Raw genomic sequence first — 16,989 nt, 5'->3', positions numbered from 1 at the left:
GGTTGTCCGGCTTACAGTTTTGCAATCCAGTCCATGATGAAGTTTACTGTATCGGAAGCGTCTTCGCAGTAAGCGTCAGCACCGATTTTTTCCGCCCAACGATTGGTTACAGGCGCGCCGCCTACCATAGTCTTAACTTTATCTCTGATGCCAGCTTCTTTCAGTGCATCTTCGATGTCCTTCTGAACAGTCATAGTAGTAGTCAGCAGAGCGGAACTTCCTACGAATTCAGCGTTGTGCTCGATTGCAGCGTCAACGAAGTTCTGTGCAGGTACTTCTCTTCCCAGGTCGATAACTTCTACACCGTTGGTCTTAACCAGGGATGCAACGATACCTTTACCGATGTCGTGTACGTCGCCTTCTACAGTACCGATTACTAAAGTACCAGCAGATTTTACTTCGGACATATCCATTTTGCCTTCGATTTCAGCAGATACAGTCTTCATAACTTCTGTAGCAAAGATCAGTTCTGGCAGGAAAATTTCTCCCATTCCAAACAGGTCGCCTAATTCTTTCATACCTGCGGAATAACCGTCGCTCAGTAATTCAACCAGATCTACGCCTTCAGCTTCAGCTTCGGCCAAAGCTTCCATAGCGATATCCTCGTCAGCCTCTACGATTGACTGCTTTGCTTTTTCCATGATTGCTTCTTTACTCATAAATATTTACCTCCGAGTTTCATTTGAATAGACTTTTCATTCGTAAGATTATTGTACCGTATCACGGTCAAATAGATATATAGACCTTTTTAGAAAAAGTAGTAATATTTTTTGCCGCTTTTTTATTCTATATTCAAAAATCAGTGTTTTTTAACGCATATTACGATTGAAAATCCTTTCCATATGGATTTGGGATTCCCGCTATTGTAATTTTATTATCTTCATGTTATAATGCAATATAGATTTTTTTATAAAAAATAGTACAATTTTTATATCACCATTCAGCTTACGAGGGAGAAGGTCTTCTATGAAAAACTTTGTTATTCCAAATTTGGACACGCCGTCGACAGCAAAGCTTTCAGATTATCTGACTGCTTCTATTGATGCGTTTTCCGAAACCACTGGCATACCTGTAACTTATTTCAACGGAAAAAACGAGCTGATTCAGGAATTTAAAAAAGACGATAAAATCTGTAATATTTTCAGGGTATATACTGACTGTGAAAGCATGTGCCGCCGTAACCTGTCCTCAGCCGGCCAATTCGCTTCTCGTCTGGGTGAGCCATACATTTTCTTATGTAAAGCTGGTCTGGCCAACATCGCCGTTTCCCTCATCATCAATGAGGTCTTTGCAGGCTATTTCATCGTCGGTCCTATTGTAATGGGAGAACTGCGAGCCAGTACCACGCGTAGCTTTTCATCCTTAAACAATTTAAACGACGTATCTCTTTCCATGGCAAAGATGTTTGCCGGTAAAATGAAGGTCTATCAGCCTAATCAGGTGTCTCAGCTAGCTTTGCTGTTTTATAACTGTGTCGTCACCTCCGTTTCCGGCGCAAACGATTACAGCCTTCTGCGAAACCAATACAGTGAGCAAAATCAAATCAATTTAAATATCCAGAATTACAAAAAAGAACACGCCTCCATGGAATATCCTTACGATTTAGAGAAGGAATTGATTGACAACGTCAGCGACGGTCATGTGGAGCAATCCAAAGAGATCGTACGCAAAATGCTGAACAAATTTTCTATTCTGGAAACCGGAAATCTGGAAGGAATTAAAATTAAGGCGCTCTGGCTCTTTGCCATCATTGTGAAAACCGCCAGTGAAAGCGACAGCAATCTGAATCAGACTATAGATACTGACTTAGATATTATAAGCCGAATCAGTGAAACAGATAGCTTCACCGCACTAACTGAAGTCTGCGAATCACTGATCGAATTGATCGCGCGGAACATGCTAACTTCTATTTATAAGGGACGTTCCCAAATTGTTATCAAAGCGCTGCAGTTCATCAATAAAAACTTTAAGGAAAAAATATCGCTGAAAGATATTGAAACCAATCTGCATGTCAACGCATCTTATTTCTCCACACTGTTTAAACAGGAGATGGGCGTCACTTTCACAGATTATCTCAACGCGTTGAAAGTAGATCACGCCTGTCGATTGCTGACAGAAACCAACTTGAGCATTATCGATATTTCTCTGTCAACTGGATTTGAAGATCAGAGTTATTTTACAAAGGTCTTCAAAAAGGCTAAGGATATGACGCCGAAGGCTTACCGAGCCGCCAACGCCGTCAAGGAAAAGGAAAATTGAACCTATACGACTGCCGGTTCAAAAAAAAAAGGGGGGGTGTCGCATTAACGTAAAATGACCGTTAGGGCGGCGGCGCCCCTATCGTTAATTCTATCTGTCTTACATTAGTTTTTTATGTTTACACAAGCTTTGAAACGTTCTTCTGTATCCCTCAGATTCTTGTATCTATATCGCAAACCTTTGAAAAGCTTAGATTACACCACCATAGAAAAAGCCTAAATCTCTGTTTAGAGATTTAGACCTTTGTCTGCAGTCTAACGGAACTGCCTCTTTCGAGACAGTTCCGTTTTTTAAAGAAGATACATTTTTTTATTAACCTTCTAGCTCTCTTCTCGTAGCTTCTTCCTCTGCCCTTCTTGCTTCCATTACTTTTTCATATTCTTCATCCGTCATCTTTTCGATGGTGAATCCGGTGAAGCCATAGATAATGGAAATAATCGGACAAATCCAGTTTACAAAGGCATACGGAGCATATGCTGTGGTTGGCTGTCCCAGGAAACCATACATCGTGGCGCCGCATACATTCCAAGGAATCAGCGGTGAAGTCAGTGTACCAGAATCCTCCAAACATCTGGACAGATTCTTTGCCTTCAGTTTTCTGTCTTCATATGCATTCTTGTACATTCTACCCGGCAGAATGATAGCCAGATACTGGTCCGCACACAGAATATTGATAAACAGACAGGTTAAAATTGTGCACATAACCAACAAACCGTTTGTCTTCGCAACCTTCATAACCTTTTCTACCAGCTGTCCCAGCATACCGGTAATTTCCAACACGCCTGCAAAAGACATAGAGCAAAGTACGATGGATACAGTCCACAGCATGCCGTCAAATCCACCGCCTCCAACTACACTGGCAACCGTATAATCGCCAGAGAGCGGTATATCTGAACTGGTAGATTCATATCCGTAATGCATAATTTTGAAGAAATCTTCAAACGCAATGCCCTGTACCAGACCCATACACAGCAGTCCAATGATGACTGCGCCGAACATGGCTGGAAGTGCAGGAATCTTAAGAATAACTGCAGCCAGCAGAACCAATACCGGCAACATTAGCCAAGGACTGACAACAAATTCGTTCTGAATGGCATCCTGCAGAATGTCCTTCATTTCCATCTGCACGTCGCCGCTTGGTGCACTGCCTCTGCCCAGAATAAACCAAAGAATCATTGCAATCACATAAGACGGCGTTACCGTCCATACCATGTGTTTGATATGATCGAAAATGTTGGCTCCGGATACGCCAGGCGCCATATTAGTAGTATCGGACATCGGAGACATTTTGTCACCTGTATAGGAACCAGCTACTACCGCGCCTGCAGTCAGCGCCGGATTGATGCCCAGGCCGATGGAAATACCAATCATAGCAACACCGATGGTGCCTGCCGTGGTGTAAGAAGATCCGATTACCAGAGAAATCAAAGTACACAGCAGCGCTGCTGTTACCAGAAAGATCGCCGGATTAATAATATTCAATCCGTAATAAATCATGGACGGAATAATCCCTCCCGCTTTCCAGGTAGAAACCAACATACCAACAGTCAGGAGAATCAGATTCGCCTGCATGGAGCGGCTGATACCCTGAATCATGCCCTTTTCCATTACACTCCACTTCCAGCCGTTAAGCGCGCCGACGATGGATACCAAAGCTGCAGCCAGAATCAACGGCATATGCGCTTCACCATAGGAGAAGAAGATGGAGTAACAGATAACACCCAACGTGAATGCGACGCAGATCAATACCTGCCACATAGGAACTCGTTTACCCATAATGTTTCCTTGTACAAATAAAAGATAGGGGAATTATTTGTACATTTTCCTTTCTTTAAATATTTTAGAAATAATTTCTCTATAACAAAGCGTGTTTACGCTTCATCATACTTTTTGATCAGATCTTTCGCGACATCCTCGGAAAGTCCGGCGTCAGCGCATACTTCAATAAACGCCGCATCCAAAGTTTTTCTCTGATCCTCGGACAGCGGACAGATGGTCTGCTTATCGATATCCTCCACATAAGCTCTGGCCTTATCCATGATAGTCGGCTTACCTTCCTTTGCCCAAGCAGCTCTTTCCTGATAATTCATTGTGATATTGCTGTAATTATGCTCCTTCTTATAGTTCTTCAGCGTATGCTTCTGCGTCATGAAGTTTCCGCCGGACCCGACCTCCAGAAGCAGATCTGCTGCCAGCGTTGTTTCGTCGAAACGGATACCTTTTTCCAGATGCTTCAGTGTGCCGATATAATCATTGTCGATAACCAACTTTTCAATGCTCATCTCCGCGATGACGTTGAGCCCACCCGGCCCGGATACGTTGGAGCATCCCGCCATCATAGCCATCAAACCTGATCTGGCCGTTTCACTGCCTGCCTGATAATCCACGATCTTAGCGTCGGACATTGCCGCATACGTGTGTACCGGAAGGCCATAGTAATGACCCATCTGAGAATAAGCTGCCGTTATCATACTGCATTCCATCGCTTCCATCGGCGTGTACATTGTCTTCATGTTGAAGATACAAGGCGCGCCGCCATAGGAAACAGGATGTCCCGGCTTCGTAACCTGTGCCAGCACAAGTCCTGCCAGAATTTCCACTGTATGGTTCAAAATACATCCGGCCAGTGTAATCGGGCCGGTAGCGCCCGCGATCTGCGCGGAAATCAGATTAATCGGAATATCCATCCGAGCACAGTCGATAATATTTCTTGCACCGATATGCGACCATTTCAACGGTGAGGTTACACAAATATCAAAGATCGTATACGGTTTTTTCCGTACATTTTCCTCGCTTCCAAGAACAGCAGTCAGGAGTTTGAAGGTTCTTGGAACGCCTGCCGCATCCGTAGCGCCGCCGATAATCGGTTTAATGGAATTCTGCATTTCCGTGTAATACAGATACTGGCTGCCCAGCTCGCCTGGCGCTTCTTCGCATACGATAGAAGAAGACACGAAATCAATATGCGGCAAACTCTGCGCTACCTTGGTCAGCAATTTCAGATCCTTAACGTTAGAAAGCCGTACGGTGTCTCCGTCACTCTCTAGAACATTGCTAGCGCTACTACCCGGATTAAAACGGGTCTTGCCATCGCCAAACGTACAGTAGAAATTACCTTCTCTGTCGTACAGGTCAAAGGTAGACGGTGCGGAGGTAATACATTTTTCCACCAGTTCTCGTGGGAATTTTACCTTCTGCGTTTCTCTGTCCACATCACATCCGGCCTGCTCCAATAAATCCAACGCTTCTTCATAGGCAAAAATGATACCCAGATTCTCCAGAACATACAACGCTTTTTCATGCATGCTCTCTACCTGCGATTTCGTCAAAATCTTCAGCTGCAGGGTTTCATCAAATTTGAATTTCTCCATTCTTTCACCTTAGCCTCTCTTTAACTCTTTTTTCATACTTGCATCGTACCATATTTGTTAACTCCTACTTTAGCCTTAAATTCAGTTATTTTTGTAAAATGTTTATAACTTTCCTAAGCTTTGGCTTTTTTCTTTCCGCTGCTGTTGTAAAAAAATTACCAAAGTTCACGTATATTCTTTATAGACGATATCTCCGTATAATGTTAAAATATAGCTATATTTCAGTCTTGAAAAGGAGAAAACAATATGGTTAAACAGGTCTATCCGAGAGTAGAAATCAATCTGCAGTACCTAAAGGAAAACGTTGCTGCAGTCGTTAACAAATGCGCAGATTTTGGTATTGATATCGCAGGTGTAATCAAAGGAACCACCGGCATTCCTGAATGCGCAAGGATGTTCGCAGAAGGCGGCGTAAAGCTGATCGCATCTTCCCGTCTGGAGCAAATTGAAGACGCGAAAGAATACGGCATTGATCTTCCTTATCTGCTGCTCCGCGTTCCGATGATGAGCGAGCTTTCCGAGGTTGTCAGATTATGCGATGTGAGTCTGAACAGTGAAATCACTGTGCTTCGCGCGCTTAACGAGGAAGCGGCAAAGCAAGGCAAAACGCATAAAGTTATCCTCATGGCGGACTTAGGAGATCTTCGCGAAGGTTTCTGGGACAAGGATGAAATGGTAGACGTGGCTGTTACAGTAGAAAATGAATTGTCCAATTTGGAATTGGCCGGCGTCGGTACAAACCTCGGCTGTTACGGAAGTATTGAAGCAACAGCGGATAAACTGGATGAATTGGTTGCCATTGCCGAAAGAATCGAAGCAAAGATTGGCAGAACACTGGAATACATTTCCGGCGGCGCAACCACCTCTCTGCCAAGAATCATCAATAAGGATATGCCAAAGCGTGTCAATCTGCTGAGAGTAGGCGAAGGCATTCTTCTGGCGAGAGATTTGGACGTATTCTACGGCTACGATATGAGTTGGATGCATCAGGATGTTTATACATTAAAAGCGGAAGTCATCGAAGTAAAGGACAAACCTTCTCACCCTGTAGGAAAGATTTCCATCGATGCTTTTGGTCACACGCCTGAATATGTAGACAGAGGTATCAGAAAAAGAGCTCTCCTGGGAATCGGAAAAGTGGATTACGGCAGCATTGACGAAATCTTCCCGAAAGATGAAGGAATAGAAGTAATCGGCGCTTCTTCCGATCACACAATTCTGGATATTGAAGACGCAAAACGTGAGCTGAAGCCTGGCGATATTGTAGAATTTGGTATCAACTACGCTTCCATCGTTTATCTGACCAACTGCCGCAACGTACAAATCGTCTTCGTATAGAGGAAACTGCTATGGCAAAGCTGATTGATTACAAATGCAGATATGCCGCGTACAACGGCCTTTCTAAAGAAGACGCCGAATCGAAGGGATTACGTCTGCCCGACGCCCTTTGCTCAGCAGAGCAAATTGCAAAGCTGGCAGGCAATCACGCAGTTCTCCCCTTTGATCCCGTGTTGGAGGCGGAAAATTTGGGCGCGCAAATTAAGCTAGACGATTCGTCTCTTGGACCGCGCAAGGACAGAGATGTAATAACGTCTTTGGACCAGCTGGCTGACTTGCCTCATCTGGACGTTACAAAGGGGCGGCTAGCGGAAACCGTAAAAGCGATTGCGCTGATCAATTCCAACGGTGGAAACGCTACCATGGAGCTTCACGGACCGGTGACTATTCTTAATGGACTGGCGGATATCATGATGGTACTCATGGGCTGGCGAAAAAACGCTGATATTATGGCTGCCTTCTTCAATCGTACCGCGGAAGATCTGGCGGAGCTGGCTATGGCCGTGTATCAAGCAGGCGCAAGAATCATTTATTACACCGATTCACCCGGCAGTTTGGATATTCTAGGGCCAAAATATGCCCGTCAGATAACGGAAGATTTTACTGTTCCGTTTCTCCGGCTGGCTGGTTCAAAGCTGCCCTCTGACTGTGTTTTTCACCTGTGTCCGAAAACGTCTTTCCTTTTGGCAGGCTGCCAAAAGGCGCAGTGGAAGAAGTTAGCATTAAATGAACCGACGTCCTATGACGCTGCCTGTCTGGCAGCCTGCGGCAAGGTACGGATTCTGGGGCAACGATGCCGCAAGGATACCGCCCTTACAGTAAACTGTATCAACTATTTAGATCTGATTTAAATGATGAAGGGGAGTTGTCCGTATGGGCAACTCCCTGTTATATAACCGGGAGACATTCAAAATGGAAAACTATTGTAATGCATATTTTAAAGTAGATATGAACGAAGTCATACGCAATTACAAAAGGGTGCAGGATTATATCGGTCCAAACACTGATATCATTCCCGTTTTAAAAGGCAACTGCTACGGCTACGGTCTTGTTCCTATGGCAAAGCTATACGCAGAGCATTGTGGCGCAAAAATTCTGGCCAACGCGGCAGTCTACGAAGCCGTATCGCTTCGCCGCGCCGGCATCGACGCGGATATCGTGGTCATTGGAGGTATTCCGCAGCATCTGCTGCCCGCTATTACTGCATATAACCTGCAGTGTCCTCTCTTTGATGCTGTAACTGCCCACAGGTTAAGCAAGCTGGCAACTGAAGCAGGAAAATCCGCCAAGGTGCATATTAAAATAGAAACCGGTATGAACCGTCTGGGCATACAACCAGGCAAACCGCTGAAAGAGCTTATCGATTTGGTAAAATATTTAGGCAATTTAGAAATTATAGGAGTTTATTCCCACTTTGCCACGTCTACAGCCGATTATTATGACAGTTTTGCCTTAGAACAGTTTCGACGCTTTCAGGATGGTGTTCTGCAAATTCGCGAGGCAGGCTTTGACCCCCGCTATATTCACTGCTGCAACTCAGCTGCCGCCGCATGGTTTTCAGAAGCAAAGGATTTTTCTACACACATCCGTTCCTGTACCTCTGTTCTGGGGCATATGGCTATGGAAGACGGCAGAGAACCGATTGGATTGGTCGAGCCTTGTGAAATCGGCGCGTATATTACCAATGTTCACGACATCGTGCCAGGTGAAAGCGTGGGCTACGGCCGGGCTTTCATCACAGAAAAACCGATGACTGTCGCCACCATATCCATAGGCTTCGCCGACGGTATATATCCTGGCTGGATGCGAAAACAGGGACCGGTATTAATCAGCGGAACTAAGACACGTTTCCTCGGCTGTTGTATGGATCAATCATTTGCCGATGTTACCGGCATCTCCTGTGAAATCGGTCAAAAAGCCATTCTGATCGGAAAAGACGGAAATGAGCAAATCACAACCTGGGACATGGAACAATTCTGCGGCAATACTTTCGAATATCTATACGGAACCATCGGCTCCAGGGTTGAAAGAATCTATTCCTGGGTATAATAGCAGTATTATGAAAGAATTACTTACATCAGACAGATTAGAAGAACTGAAAAAATATACAGGCAGCGATCTTGTCAATCGTATGGATGAAAGCCGGAATTTCTTTGCCGCTCTTGGAGAGAACCGATATTTTCTCTCCTTTCACTGGCTGGATGAACGGAAAGTAAGCGTATATGCCAGTAAGAAGGACTTTATCGTTGTGACAGACAGCAGCTCTGTGGCGGAAAGCTTTCGAAACGTGGATATAGAAGAAGACGGCATTCTTCAGCTCCATGAGTTTTTTCTGGAACTGACAGCCAACGACGTCTATAAGCTGGAATCCCTGGAAAACATGATTATTTCTTTAGAAGACAACCTTTTGATGGAAAAGAGCCCCAGTAAGAATGGCATTAAAGACATCATTAAGGTGCGAAAAGATTTGCTGAAGGTGAAACGCTATTATGAGCAAATGGAGTTTCTCTCTGATGAGATCAGCGCTGTTGACCCTTCTTTCGCATTTATCGATAAAAAATTTGACCGGCTTCTGGAATTTGTTCTCCATCTACAGGAGTACATTGAAGCGGTACGGGAAGCCTATCAATCGCAAATCGATATTGAACAGAACAATCTGATGAAAATATTCACTGTAGTTACTTCCATCTTTCTGCCGCTGACTTTGATCGCTGGCTGGTATGGTATGAATCTGCGCCTGCCGGAATACACTTGGGCATGGGGGTACCCCTTCGTGGCCAGTCTCAGTATAGGGTTGGTAGTCGTTCTGTTAATCGTATTTAAAAAAAAGAAATGGTTTTAAGTCTCCGAGAGCTGATCTGCAGTCCGAAGGGTTTCCTTTACAATGCAATCTTCATCCATTTCTCCTGTCGAAATCGCCCCAAAAGCATCGCGCCCCGCACCATAAGATCTGCAGCATATGCAAACCAGATGCCGGAAAGCCCCATGCCAAGTGTCACTGCCAGCAAATAACCAAGACCGGTGCGCAGTACAAAGATGCCAAAGAAAGTGGCATACATCGGAAATTTTGTATCGCCCGCACCCTGCAGCGCGCCGGTCAGCACCTGCACCAGCGCCGCAAAAGGCTGAAACCAGGCAATGATGCGGAGCACATCTGTCACCATTTCCTGTACAGCGAAAGTCTCTGTAAAAAGCGCTGCAAGCTGGGGCGCAAAGACATAGAATACTGCACCGATTACAATCATTACCGAAACGGTCAGCCAGTAAGCGATCCTGACCTGTGCCTTTGCCGCCTGTACTTGCTTTTCTCCCAGCGAGATTCCTGTCATCGTGCAGACGGCAAGTCCGAATCCCATCGCCGGAATATACCCGTAGCTTTCAATGGTTCCCGCTACATTGTGCGCCACGTAAGATGCTGTTCCAATGGACAGAATCATCCCATTATAAATTAGCTGTCCGGCACGCATGATGAGTTTTTCGATCCCCGCCGGAACGCCGATTCTTAGTAACAGAGCAAATTCCTTGCGCCGCAGCCTGATGGAATACTGCCCGAAGACTTTGTTTCTTCTCCGCAAACACAGAAAAAGCGCCGCCAACCCTGCCCCTCTTGCCAGTGTGGTTGCAAGTCCAAGCCCAAAAACTCCAAATCCCGCTTTGATAAACAGAATATCCAGAAGGATATTCAAAAGATTTGATGCGCCAGCTACATACATGGGCGTTTTCGTATCTTTCATGGCACGCAGACAGCCGGACAACACTAGCTGCAGGCAAAGCAGTACGCAAGGTACCGCGACAATGTAAAAATATGGTAGCGCACAAGAAAGCACCATACCTTCCACACCAGTCAGCTGCAAAATTTTTCTGCCAAAGAACAGACAGACACTTCCCACTGCGATTCCCAGCATAATCCCTATACAAAGAGCATGGAGTACAGCGGCGTGCACCTTCTCAAAATCCCGTTCCCCAAAGCGCCGCGCAATGATCGCCGTGCTGCCGGCGCTAACAGCTGTAAAAAAAGAAATACATAGATTCATCACAAGACCTGTGACGCCGACACCCGCAATGGCAGCATCCGTCAGCTGCCCTGCAAAAAAGGTGTCTACCGTACCAAGCAGCGTCTGCAGCAGATTTTCTATGATAATGGGCAGCGACAAATAAAAAATATCTCGTTTCATTGACAATAGCCTCTCCTTCTGCTAGCATATTCATTGTCAGTTACAGAACACTTTGTTCTATTACCGATTATACGCCGGTCAGAAGCAAGTGCAATCACCAAATATGCAGAATTGTGCCGTATGGGACATTTGCCGCAAATTGTACGGTATTGTAAAATAAGAGAGGACTCTCATTATGGACAGAAGACAGCAAAAAACCAGAGCCGCCATCTTTGACGCTCTGGCACAGCTTTTAACAGAAAAACAATTTCACCAGATTACAGTGCAGGAAATCATCGATAAAGCCAACGTAGGGCGCAGCACCTTTTACGCCCACTTTGAGACCAAAGATCATCTGCTCAGAGAACTGTGTACCGATTTATTTTCTCATGTTTTTTCGGACAGTCTGACTTCGGAGAAGACCCACGATTTCTCTGCATCTTCAGGCAGTGCAGAAGAAATGGTCACCCATCTCCTATACCATCTGCGTGACGATAAACGCAATATCCCAGGTATACTATCCTGCGAAAGCGGCGAGCTGTTTCTCCGTTATCTCAGAGAATACCTGCACCGCTTTTTTGCGATAAGCCTGCTGCCGGCGCTAGAAACAAAAGAAGCCCTGGGACAAATTCCACAGGACTTCCTGCTCCATCATCTTTCGTGCAGCTTTATCGGCATGGTGCAGTGGTGGTTTGCGCAAGGACTATCACATACGCCGGAGGAAATGGCAGCCTGGTTTTTGGCAGCTTTGGCTGTATAATGCTCTACAGATAAATTTCGTCTACGTCTTACTGAAACTGCTCTATCTTCTCAATCCGGTCAAAAGCCTCTTTCAGGGTGTCCACATTGACCGTGCAGGCAATGCGCACATAGCCTTCCCCACAGGCGCCGAAAGCATTACCCGGCAGCATTAGCACATGGGCTTTCTCTAAAATCAGTTCTGCCGCTTTTTCACTTGAAAGACCGCTCTCCTTGATATTCATGAACAGATAAAAGCTGCCCTTCGGCGGATAAATCACTGAAAGCTTTGGAATCTGATTGATTCTCTCCGCCGCATAGAACATTCTCTTTCTGTATTCCTCGATCATCGGCGGCTGAATCTCGTCTCTGTGACGAAGTGCATGAATACCAGCCCGCTGGGATATGGACGGCGCAGTAAATACCACGTTTTCGTTGATTTGCTGAATCACCTTAACGATATAGTCCGGCGCAATGATATTGCCTACTCTCCATCCCGTCATAGTGAAATTCTTGGAAAAAGAGTTGAGAATAATCGTTCTTTCCCGCATACCGGGCAGTGCCGCAAACGGCACAAACGGATTCTGATAACTGAACGATGTATAAATATCATCGGAAATCACGATCAAGTCATACTTTTCGGCAATTTCAGCGATTTTTTCCATCGTTTTAACAGTCAGACAATTTCCCGTCGGATTGCTCGGCGAATTGATCACCAGCGCCTTGGTCCGCTCTGTAATCAGAGACTCCAAACGTTCTATGTTAATCTGAAAATCCTCTTCCTCATACGTCGCAAGTTCCACAGGAATACCCCTTGCCAGTTCCACCTGCTGCGGATACGGCGTAAAGAACGGCGCCTGCAGAATCACCTCATCCCCGTCATCGATGATGGCTTCCAGCGCCAAATACATACCCAGACAGGCGGAAGCGGTTACAAACACCTCTTCATCAGCAACATCCATCTGATATTCTTCTTTGTAGTACTTACAGATTTCCGCCCGAAATTCCGGGTCACCTCTGAAATCCGTGTATTTCGTATGTCCTGCCTTCGCGTCCGCGAAAGCGTTGTCAATAATGATATCGTGAGTAATTAAATCCGGGTCCCCCAAACTCAGATTAATCACGTCATTGAAAGATTTTGCCATTTCATCAGATTTTCCCATAGCGGTACTCTGGTCTTTCCAGTACCGCTTTGCGATAAACTTGTGCTTCATTGGTGTTGACCTCCGTTTTTCATTCTTGTCGCTCTCAGCATGATACGCTATAATAATTCATAATATAAATCAATTTTATAACAAAGTCAAATAATTAACCGTATTTCGCATAGGGAGCAAGGCTATGAATATTTTTCAGATTCCAGCTTTACAAGGGATGCTCAGGAACTACACATTTCTCAGCCGGCGCTCAGTTCAAATATTCAAAATTAGAAGATGATCTGAAAACAGCGCTTTAAACCGTTCTTCCTTTCCTGTGCAATTAACCTATGCCAGCAAAGTCTTTTTGAAAAAAGATGCTGAAATTTTTATAACTTTATTTTGTTGCAAAATATAAGTAATAAAAGTTTCAAATATAATTGTTCGTTGTATTTCATCATACGACATTTCGACAAAAAATACAGACCATTTGATAAGAATATCAAATAATCTGCGTATTCCAAATTCATAAAACAAATAATTTCTATAGCTTAAAAGCCAGAAACTATTCAGCTCCGGCCTTTTTTACGTTTTCCCTTATAACTATTCCTGTATCTCAACTTCCGGCATCAGTTCGTCGTCGATCACGCCCAGAATATCTTCCAGCTCTTTGACCTGCTCCGGCGAAAACCGCTCCCGGATTCGCTTCATCACGGTGCCGATATAATCGTAGGTCACACCGTAGGTCTGCATATACTTGTCTGTCACTTCCAGATAATACTCCCGCTTGTCTTCTTCACTTCTGACTTTGTTGACATATCCCTTCTTCACCAGACTGCCCACCTTGTAAGCCGCATTGGGCGGCGACAGCTGCGCAAAAGACGCAAACTCGTTGATGGTCGGCCTTCCCATGGCATAAATCAACTCCACACAAAGCACCTCCATAGCGGAAAGAGCGTCCTCCACCTTGATATCCTGATTAAACACCTTGGAATAGAGGCTCATCTTAAATTTTGTATAGATATCAGAAAAATTTTTCTCAAGCATTTCGCATTCATTCCTTCTCGTGACGATATTCATATTTTAACAAATTCGACAGCCAATTGCAATGTTTATTCCATTTCAGCTTGCCATGCGGTCATTTTACCTGTACCAGAGAGAATTTCAAAAAGCCAGAAACCACTATGAGTACAATTTTGACACAATCCCTAATTTTTGAGCAGCAAAGTGTCAGATTTCATTTTTAGTTTTTGGAAAATCTGACACAATGGACATTGAATTCAAAGGAAAGTGTCAGATTTCTGATTTCAGAAGAAAAATTACGCAGGTCAATTGCTATTAACAACTGTTAATTCACAAAAAATAGAGATATTCCGTCTTCAGAACAATCTGATTACATAATATTTCTAATTATTTTCTGACACTTTCACCTAGAAAAGTGTACGAAAGTGTCATTTCCGCAAAATCACAAATTTCAAAAGTGACACAATCCTCGTGATTAATCCGGTAAAGTGTCAAAATGCAGCCTCCAGAGATGGGCTCAACGCTTTTCTCACCTTTGCCGTACCTTTCATGCTCGTCTTTTATTCCGTAATCACAAAAGACAGTTCACCCTGGGCGGCGATTTCTCCGTCCACCTTTGCAACCGCTTTGCCGTAGCCGACCTGGCCGCGCCGCTGCGTCAATTCGCAAAAAAGCGTAAGCACATCTCCCGGCACGATCTGTCTTTTAAACCGGCAGTTTTTGATCCCGCCAAAAACGACCAGCTTGCCCCGGTTTTCTTCCTCCGACAAAATAGCTGCCGCGCCGGTCTGCGCTAAAGCTTCCATAATCAGTACGCCCGGCATAATCGGTCTTCCTGGAAAATGTCCCTGAAAAAAGGGTTCGTTTGCCGTCACGCACTTGATCGCCCGCGCCCATTTTCCCGCTTCCATGTCCGTCACCCTGTCGATGAGCAGGAAAGGATACCGGTGAGGCAAAATCTCCTGAATTTGTCTGATGTCCAGTTCCATTATTTTACCCTCCGAAATACAATTGATCCATTATGCCCGCCAAATCCAAGGGAATTTGACATAGCGTAATCCCCTGTCATTGCTTTTCCAGCATTTGCCACGATATCTAAATCGCAGTCCGGATCCGGTATCTGATAACCGATGGTCGGCGGCGCAAACTGATCCTTCAACGCGCAGACTGTCAAAATGGCTTCCACTGCGCCGGAAGCGCCCAGCAGATGTCCCGTCATAGATTTAGTCGAAGACATCAAAAGAGCAGATGCCACATCGCCAAATGCAGATTTCACTGCCCGTGTCTCGCACTTATCGTTCATCGGTGTAGACGTGCCGTGGGCGTTGATATAGGCGATCTGATCAGCCAGCACGCCGCCGTCTGCAAGCGCTGCTTTCATACACGCCGCCGCACCGCTTCCGTCTTCCAGCGGCGCTGTCATATGATTGGCGTCACAGCTGGCGCCGTAGCCGACAATCTCACCGAGGATTTCCGCGCCACGGGACACGGCGTGTTCATATTCCTCAAGGAGCAGCACTCCCGCGCCCTCTCCCATCACAAAGCCATTTCGCTCTTTGTCAAAGGGAATAGACGCCCGCGCCGGATCGCAGGACTCGGACAACGCTTTCATAGACGTAAAACCGCCGATGCCCAGTTCACTGATACAGCTTTCGCTGCCCCCGGTCAAAAACACATCGGCATAACCATCCCGAATCTGCCGAAATGCTTCTCCGATGGCGTTGGTTCCAGAAGCGCACGCCGTCACAACGCAGGTGCAGCTGCCCCGAAAACCGAATTCAATGGCCGCCATGCCTGCCGCCATATTGGTAATCGCCATAGGCACAAAGAGAGGCGATACCTTGTCGAACCCCCGCTTGATGCCTTTATAATGTTCTTCTTCAATGGTCGGAAGACCGCCGATACCGCTGGAAATATTCACGCCGCATCGCGCCGCGTCTTCCCGCGTCATATCAAGCTTCGCCTGTGATACCGCCTCCCGCGCCGCCACCAACGCAAGCTGGGTAAACCTTGCCGTCCGCCGCGCCGCCATTTTATCCATATAGTCCGTAATATCAAAGTCTTTCAGCTCGCCTGCTACCTTGACCTTGTGATCTGTCGTATCAAAGCTTTTGATATAATCGATGCCGCAGACTCCCGCCCGGGCATTTTCCCACATTTCTTTTACTGTGTTTCCGATGGGGGATACCGCCCCCATACCGGTAATGACCACTCTTCTTTTCATCGCTGTCTCCTTATTTAATACATGCCGCCGTCTACCGCCAGCACCTGTCCGGTCACATAGGCCGCCTCCTGGGATGCCAAAAATGCTGCCGCCGCCGCCACATCTTCCGGGGTTCCCATACGACCTGCCGGAATGGATGCTGCCGCCGCTTTCACCGCTGCCTCTGTCATCTTCGCTGTCATATCCGTTTCAATAAAGCCCGGCGCGACGGCGTTGACCGTAATGCCCCGGCTTGCCACTTCCTTGGCAAAGGATTTGGTCATGCCGACAACCCCTGCTTTGCTGGCGGCGTAGTTGACCTGTCCGGCGTTTCCGGAAAGTCCCACCACACTGGACACATTGACAATGCGCCCATAGCGCTGCTTCATCATCTGCCTGCTGACTGCTTTCATCATCAGAAAACTGCCCTTAAGATTGGTTCTGATCACCGCGTCAAAGTCGTCCTCACTCATGCGCATCAGCAGATTATCCCTGGTAATACCGGCGTTGTTGACCAAAATGTCAATGCTACCAAAGGTTTCACATGCCGCTGTCGCGATGCGGGCGCAGTCCGCTTCTTCCGCCACATCGCCCTGCAGGGCAAGTACAGATACGCCAAAGGCCTGGCAAGCAGCGACTGTCTCCTGCGCCGCAGCCTGGTTTCCCGCGTAATTGATCACAAGATTGGCGCCTCGTCTGGCAAATTCCAGACAAACAGCTCTGCCGATTCCCCGACTGCCGCCGGTTACAATGGCTGTTTTTCCTTTCAT

General features: G+C 46.0%; 15 protein-coding genes. 6 read left to right on the top strand and 9 right to left on the bottom strand.

What is annotated here, in order from left to right:
• Nucleotides 1–11 precede the first annotated feature (11 nt).
• On the bottom strand, nucleotides 12–659 hold the full coding sequence (locus ACPW7J_RS04315) for a methyltransferase cognate corrinoid protein (protein WP_161873730.1): 648 nt from the start codon (nucleotides 657–659) through the stop codon (nucleotides 12–14).
• Between the two features lie 307 nt (nucleotides 660–966).
• On the opposite strand from ACPW7J_RS04315, the gene ACPW7J_RS04310 reads away from it, so the two are divergent.
• Nucleotides 967–2,259 (top strand): helix-turn-helix domain-containing protein, encoded by a 1,293-nt coding sequence (locus tag ACPW7J_RS04310; protein ID WP_161873729.1) that lies wholly within the window; start codon nucleotides 967–969, stop codon nucleotides 2,257–2,259.
• A gap of 312 nt (nucleotides 2,260–2,571) precedes the next feature.
• Here the strand turns inward: ACPW7J_RS04310 and nhaC are convergent, their stop codons facing one another.
• On the bottom strand, nucleotides 2,572–4,035 hold the full coding sequence (gene nhaC / locus ACPW7J_RS04305) for a Na+/H+ antiporter NhaC (protein ID WP_161873728.1): 1,464 nt from the start codon (nucleotides 4,033–4,035) through the stop codon (nucleotides 2,572–2,574).
• 95 nt (nucleotides 4,036–4,130) lie between these two features.
• Nucleotides 4,131–5,630, bottom strand: coding sequence for a trimethylamine methyltransferase family protein (locus ACPW7J_RS04300; protein ID WP_425756814.1), 1,500 nt, complete (start codon nucleotides 5,628–5,630; stop codon nucleotides 4,131–4,133).
• A gap of 246 nt (nucleotides 5,631–5,876) precedes the next feature.
• Between ACPW7J_RS04300 and ACPW7J_RS04295 the strand changes: the two genes are divergently transcribed.
• The 4 genes from ACPW7J_RS04295 to ACPW7J_RS04280 all read left to right on the top strand — a co-directional run bounded on the left by ACPW7J_RS04295 (nucleotide 5,877) and on the right by ACPW7J_RS04280 (nucleotide 9,810).
• Nucleotides 5,877–6,968: an alanine racemase gene (locus ACPW7J_RS04295; RefSeq protein ID WP_425756813.1), complete on the top strand. Its 1,092-nt coding sequence runs from the start codon at nucleotides 5,877–5,879 to the stop codon at nucleotides 6,966–6,968.
• Nucleotides 6,969–6,979: 11 nt separating this feature from the next.
• Complete coding sequence (locus tag ACPW7J_RS04290; RefSeq protein ID WP_425756812.1) at nucleotides 6,980–7,819, top strand: uroporphyrinogen decarboxylase family protein; 840 nt, start codon at nucleotides 6,980–6,982, stop codon at nucleotides 7,817–7,819.
• Nucleotides 7,820–7,880: 61 nt separating this feature from the next.
• The gene (gene alr / locus ACPW7J_RS04285) at nucleotides 7,881–9,017 is read left to right on the top strand and encodes an alanine racemase (protein ID WP_425756811.1); all 1,137 of its coding nucleotides are present in this window, start codon (nucleotides 7,881–7,883) and stop codon (nucleotides 9,015–9,017) included.
• 10 nt (nucleotides 9,018–9,027) lie between these two features.
• Nucleotides 9,028–9,810, top strand: coding sequence for a CorA family divalent cation transporter (locus ACPW7J_RS04280; protein WP_425756809.1), 783 nt, complete (start codon nucleotides 9,028–9,030; stop codon nucleotides 9,808–9,810).
• A gap of 37 nt (nucleotides 9,811–9,847) precedes the next feature.
• Here the strand turns inward: ACPW7J_RS04280 and ACPW7J_RS04275 are convergent, their stop codons facing one another.
• Nucleotides 9,848–11,143: an MATE family efflux transporter gene (locus ACPW7J_RS04275; RefSeq protein WP_425756807.1), complete on the bottom strand. Its 1,296-nt coding sequence runs from the start codon at nucleotides 11,141–11,143 to the stop codon at nucleotides 9,848–9,850.
• A gap of 175 nt (nucleotides 11,144–11,318) precedes the next feature.
• On the opposite strand from ACPW7J_RS04275, the gene ACPW7J_RS04270 reads away from it, so the two are divergent.
• Nucleotides 11,319–11,882, top strand: coding sequence for a TetR/AcrR family transcriptional regulator (locus tag ACPW7J_RS04270; protein WP_425756805.1), 564 nt, complete (start codon nucleotides 11,319–11,321; stop codon nucleotides 11,880–11,882).
• A gap of 28 nt (nucleotides 11,883–11,910) precedes the next feature.
• Here ACPW7J_RS04270 and ACPW7J_RS04265 read toward each other — a convergent pair whose 3' ends face one another.
• The 5 genes from ACPW7J_RS04265 to fabG form a co-directional block, all read right to left on the bottom strand.
• The gene (locus ACPW7J_RS04265) at nucleotides 11,911–13,074 is read right to left on the bottom strand and encodes a pyridoxal phosphate-dependent aminotransferase (RefSeq protein WP_161873720.1); all 1,164 of its coding nucleotides are present in this window, start codon (nucleotides 13,072–13,074) and stop codon (nucleotides 11,911–11,913) included.
• 522 nt (nucleotides 13,075–13,596) lie between these two features.
• Nucleotides 13,597–14,040, bottom strand: coding sequence for a MarR family winged helix-turn-helix transcriptional regulator (locus ACPW7J_RS04260; protein ID WP_425756803.1), 444 nt, complete (start codon nucleotides 14,038–14,040; stop codon nucleotides 13,597–13,599).
• A 536-nt stretch (nucleotides 14,041–14,576) separates the two neighbouring features.
• Nucleotides 14,577–15,005 carry a 3-hydroxyacyl-ACP dehydratase FabZ gene (fabZ, locus tag ACPW7J_RS04255; RefSeq protein ID WP_425756801.1) on the bottom strand — a complete coding sequence of 143 codons (429 nt, stop codon included), beginning with the start codon at nucleotides 15,003–15,005 and terminating at the stop codon, nucleotides 14,577–14,579.
• A complete protein-coding gene (fabF, locus tag ACPW7J_RS04250; RefSeq protein ID WP_425756799.1) occupies nucleotides 15,005–16,240 on the bottom strand; it encodes a beta-ketoacyl-ACP synthase II in 1,236 nt (411 codons plus the stop codon). Before fabF ends, fabZ begins: the two co-directional genes overlap by 1 nt.
• A gap of 14 nt (nucleotides 16,241–16,254) precedes the next feature.
• On the bottom strand, nucleotides 16,255–16,989 hold the full coding sequence (fabG, locus tag ACPW7J_RS04245; protein ID WP_425756797.1) for a 3-oxoacyl-[acyl-carrier-protein] reductase: 735 nt from the start codon (nucleotides 16,987–16,989) through the stop codon (nucleotides 16,255–16,257).

Origin of the sequence: Ihubacter sp. rT4E-8, from assembly GCF_049852125.1 — a bacterium.
Lineage (GTDB): Bacteria > Bacillota > Clostridia > Peptostreptococcales > Anaerovoracaceae > Senimuribacter.
This window is presented reverse-complemented; position numbering and strand designations above follow the sequence as displayed.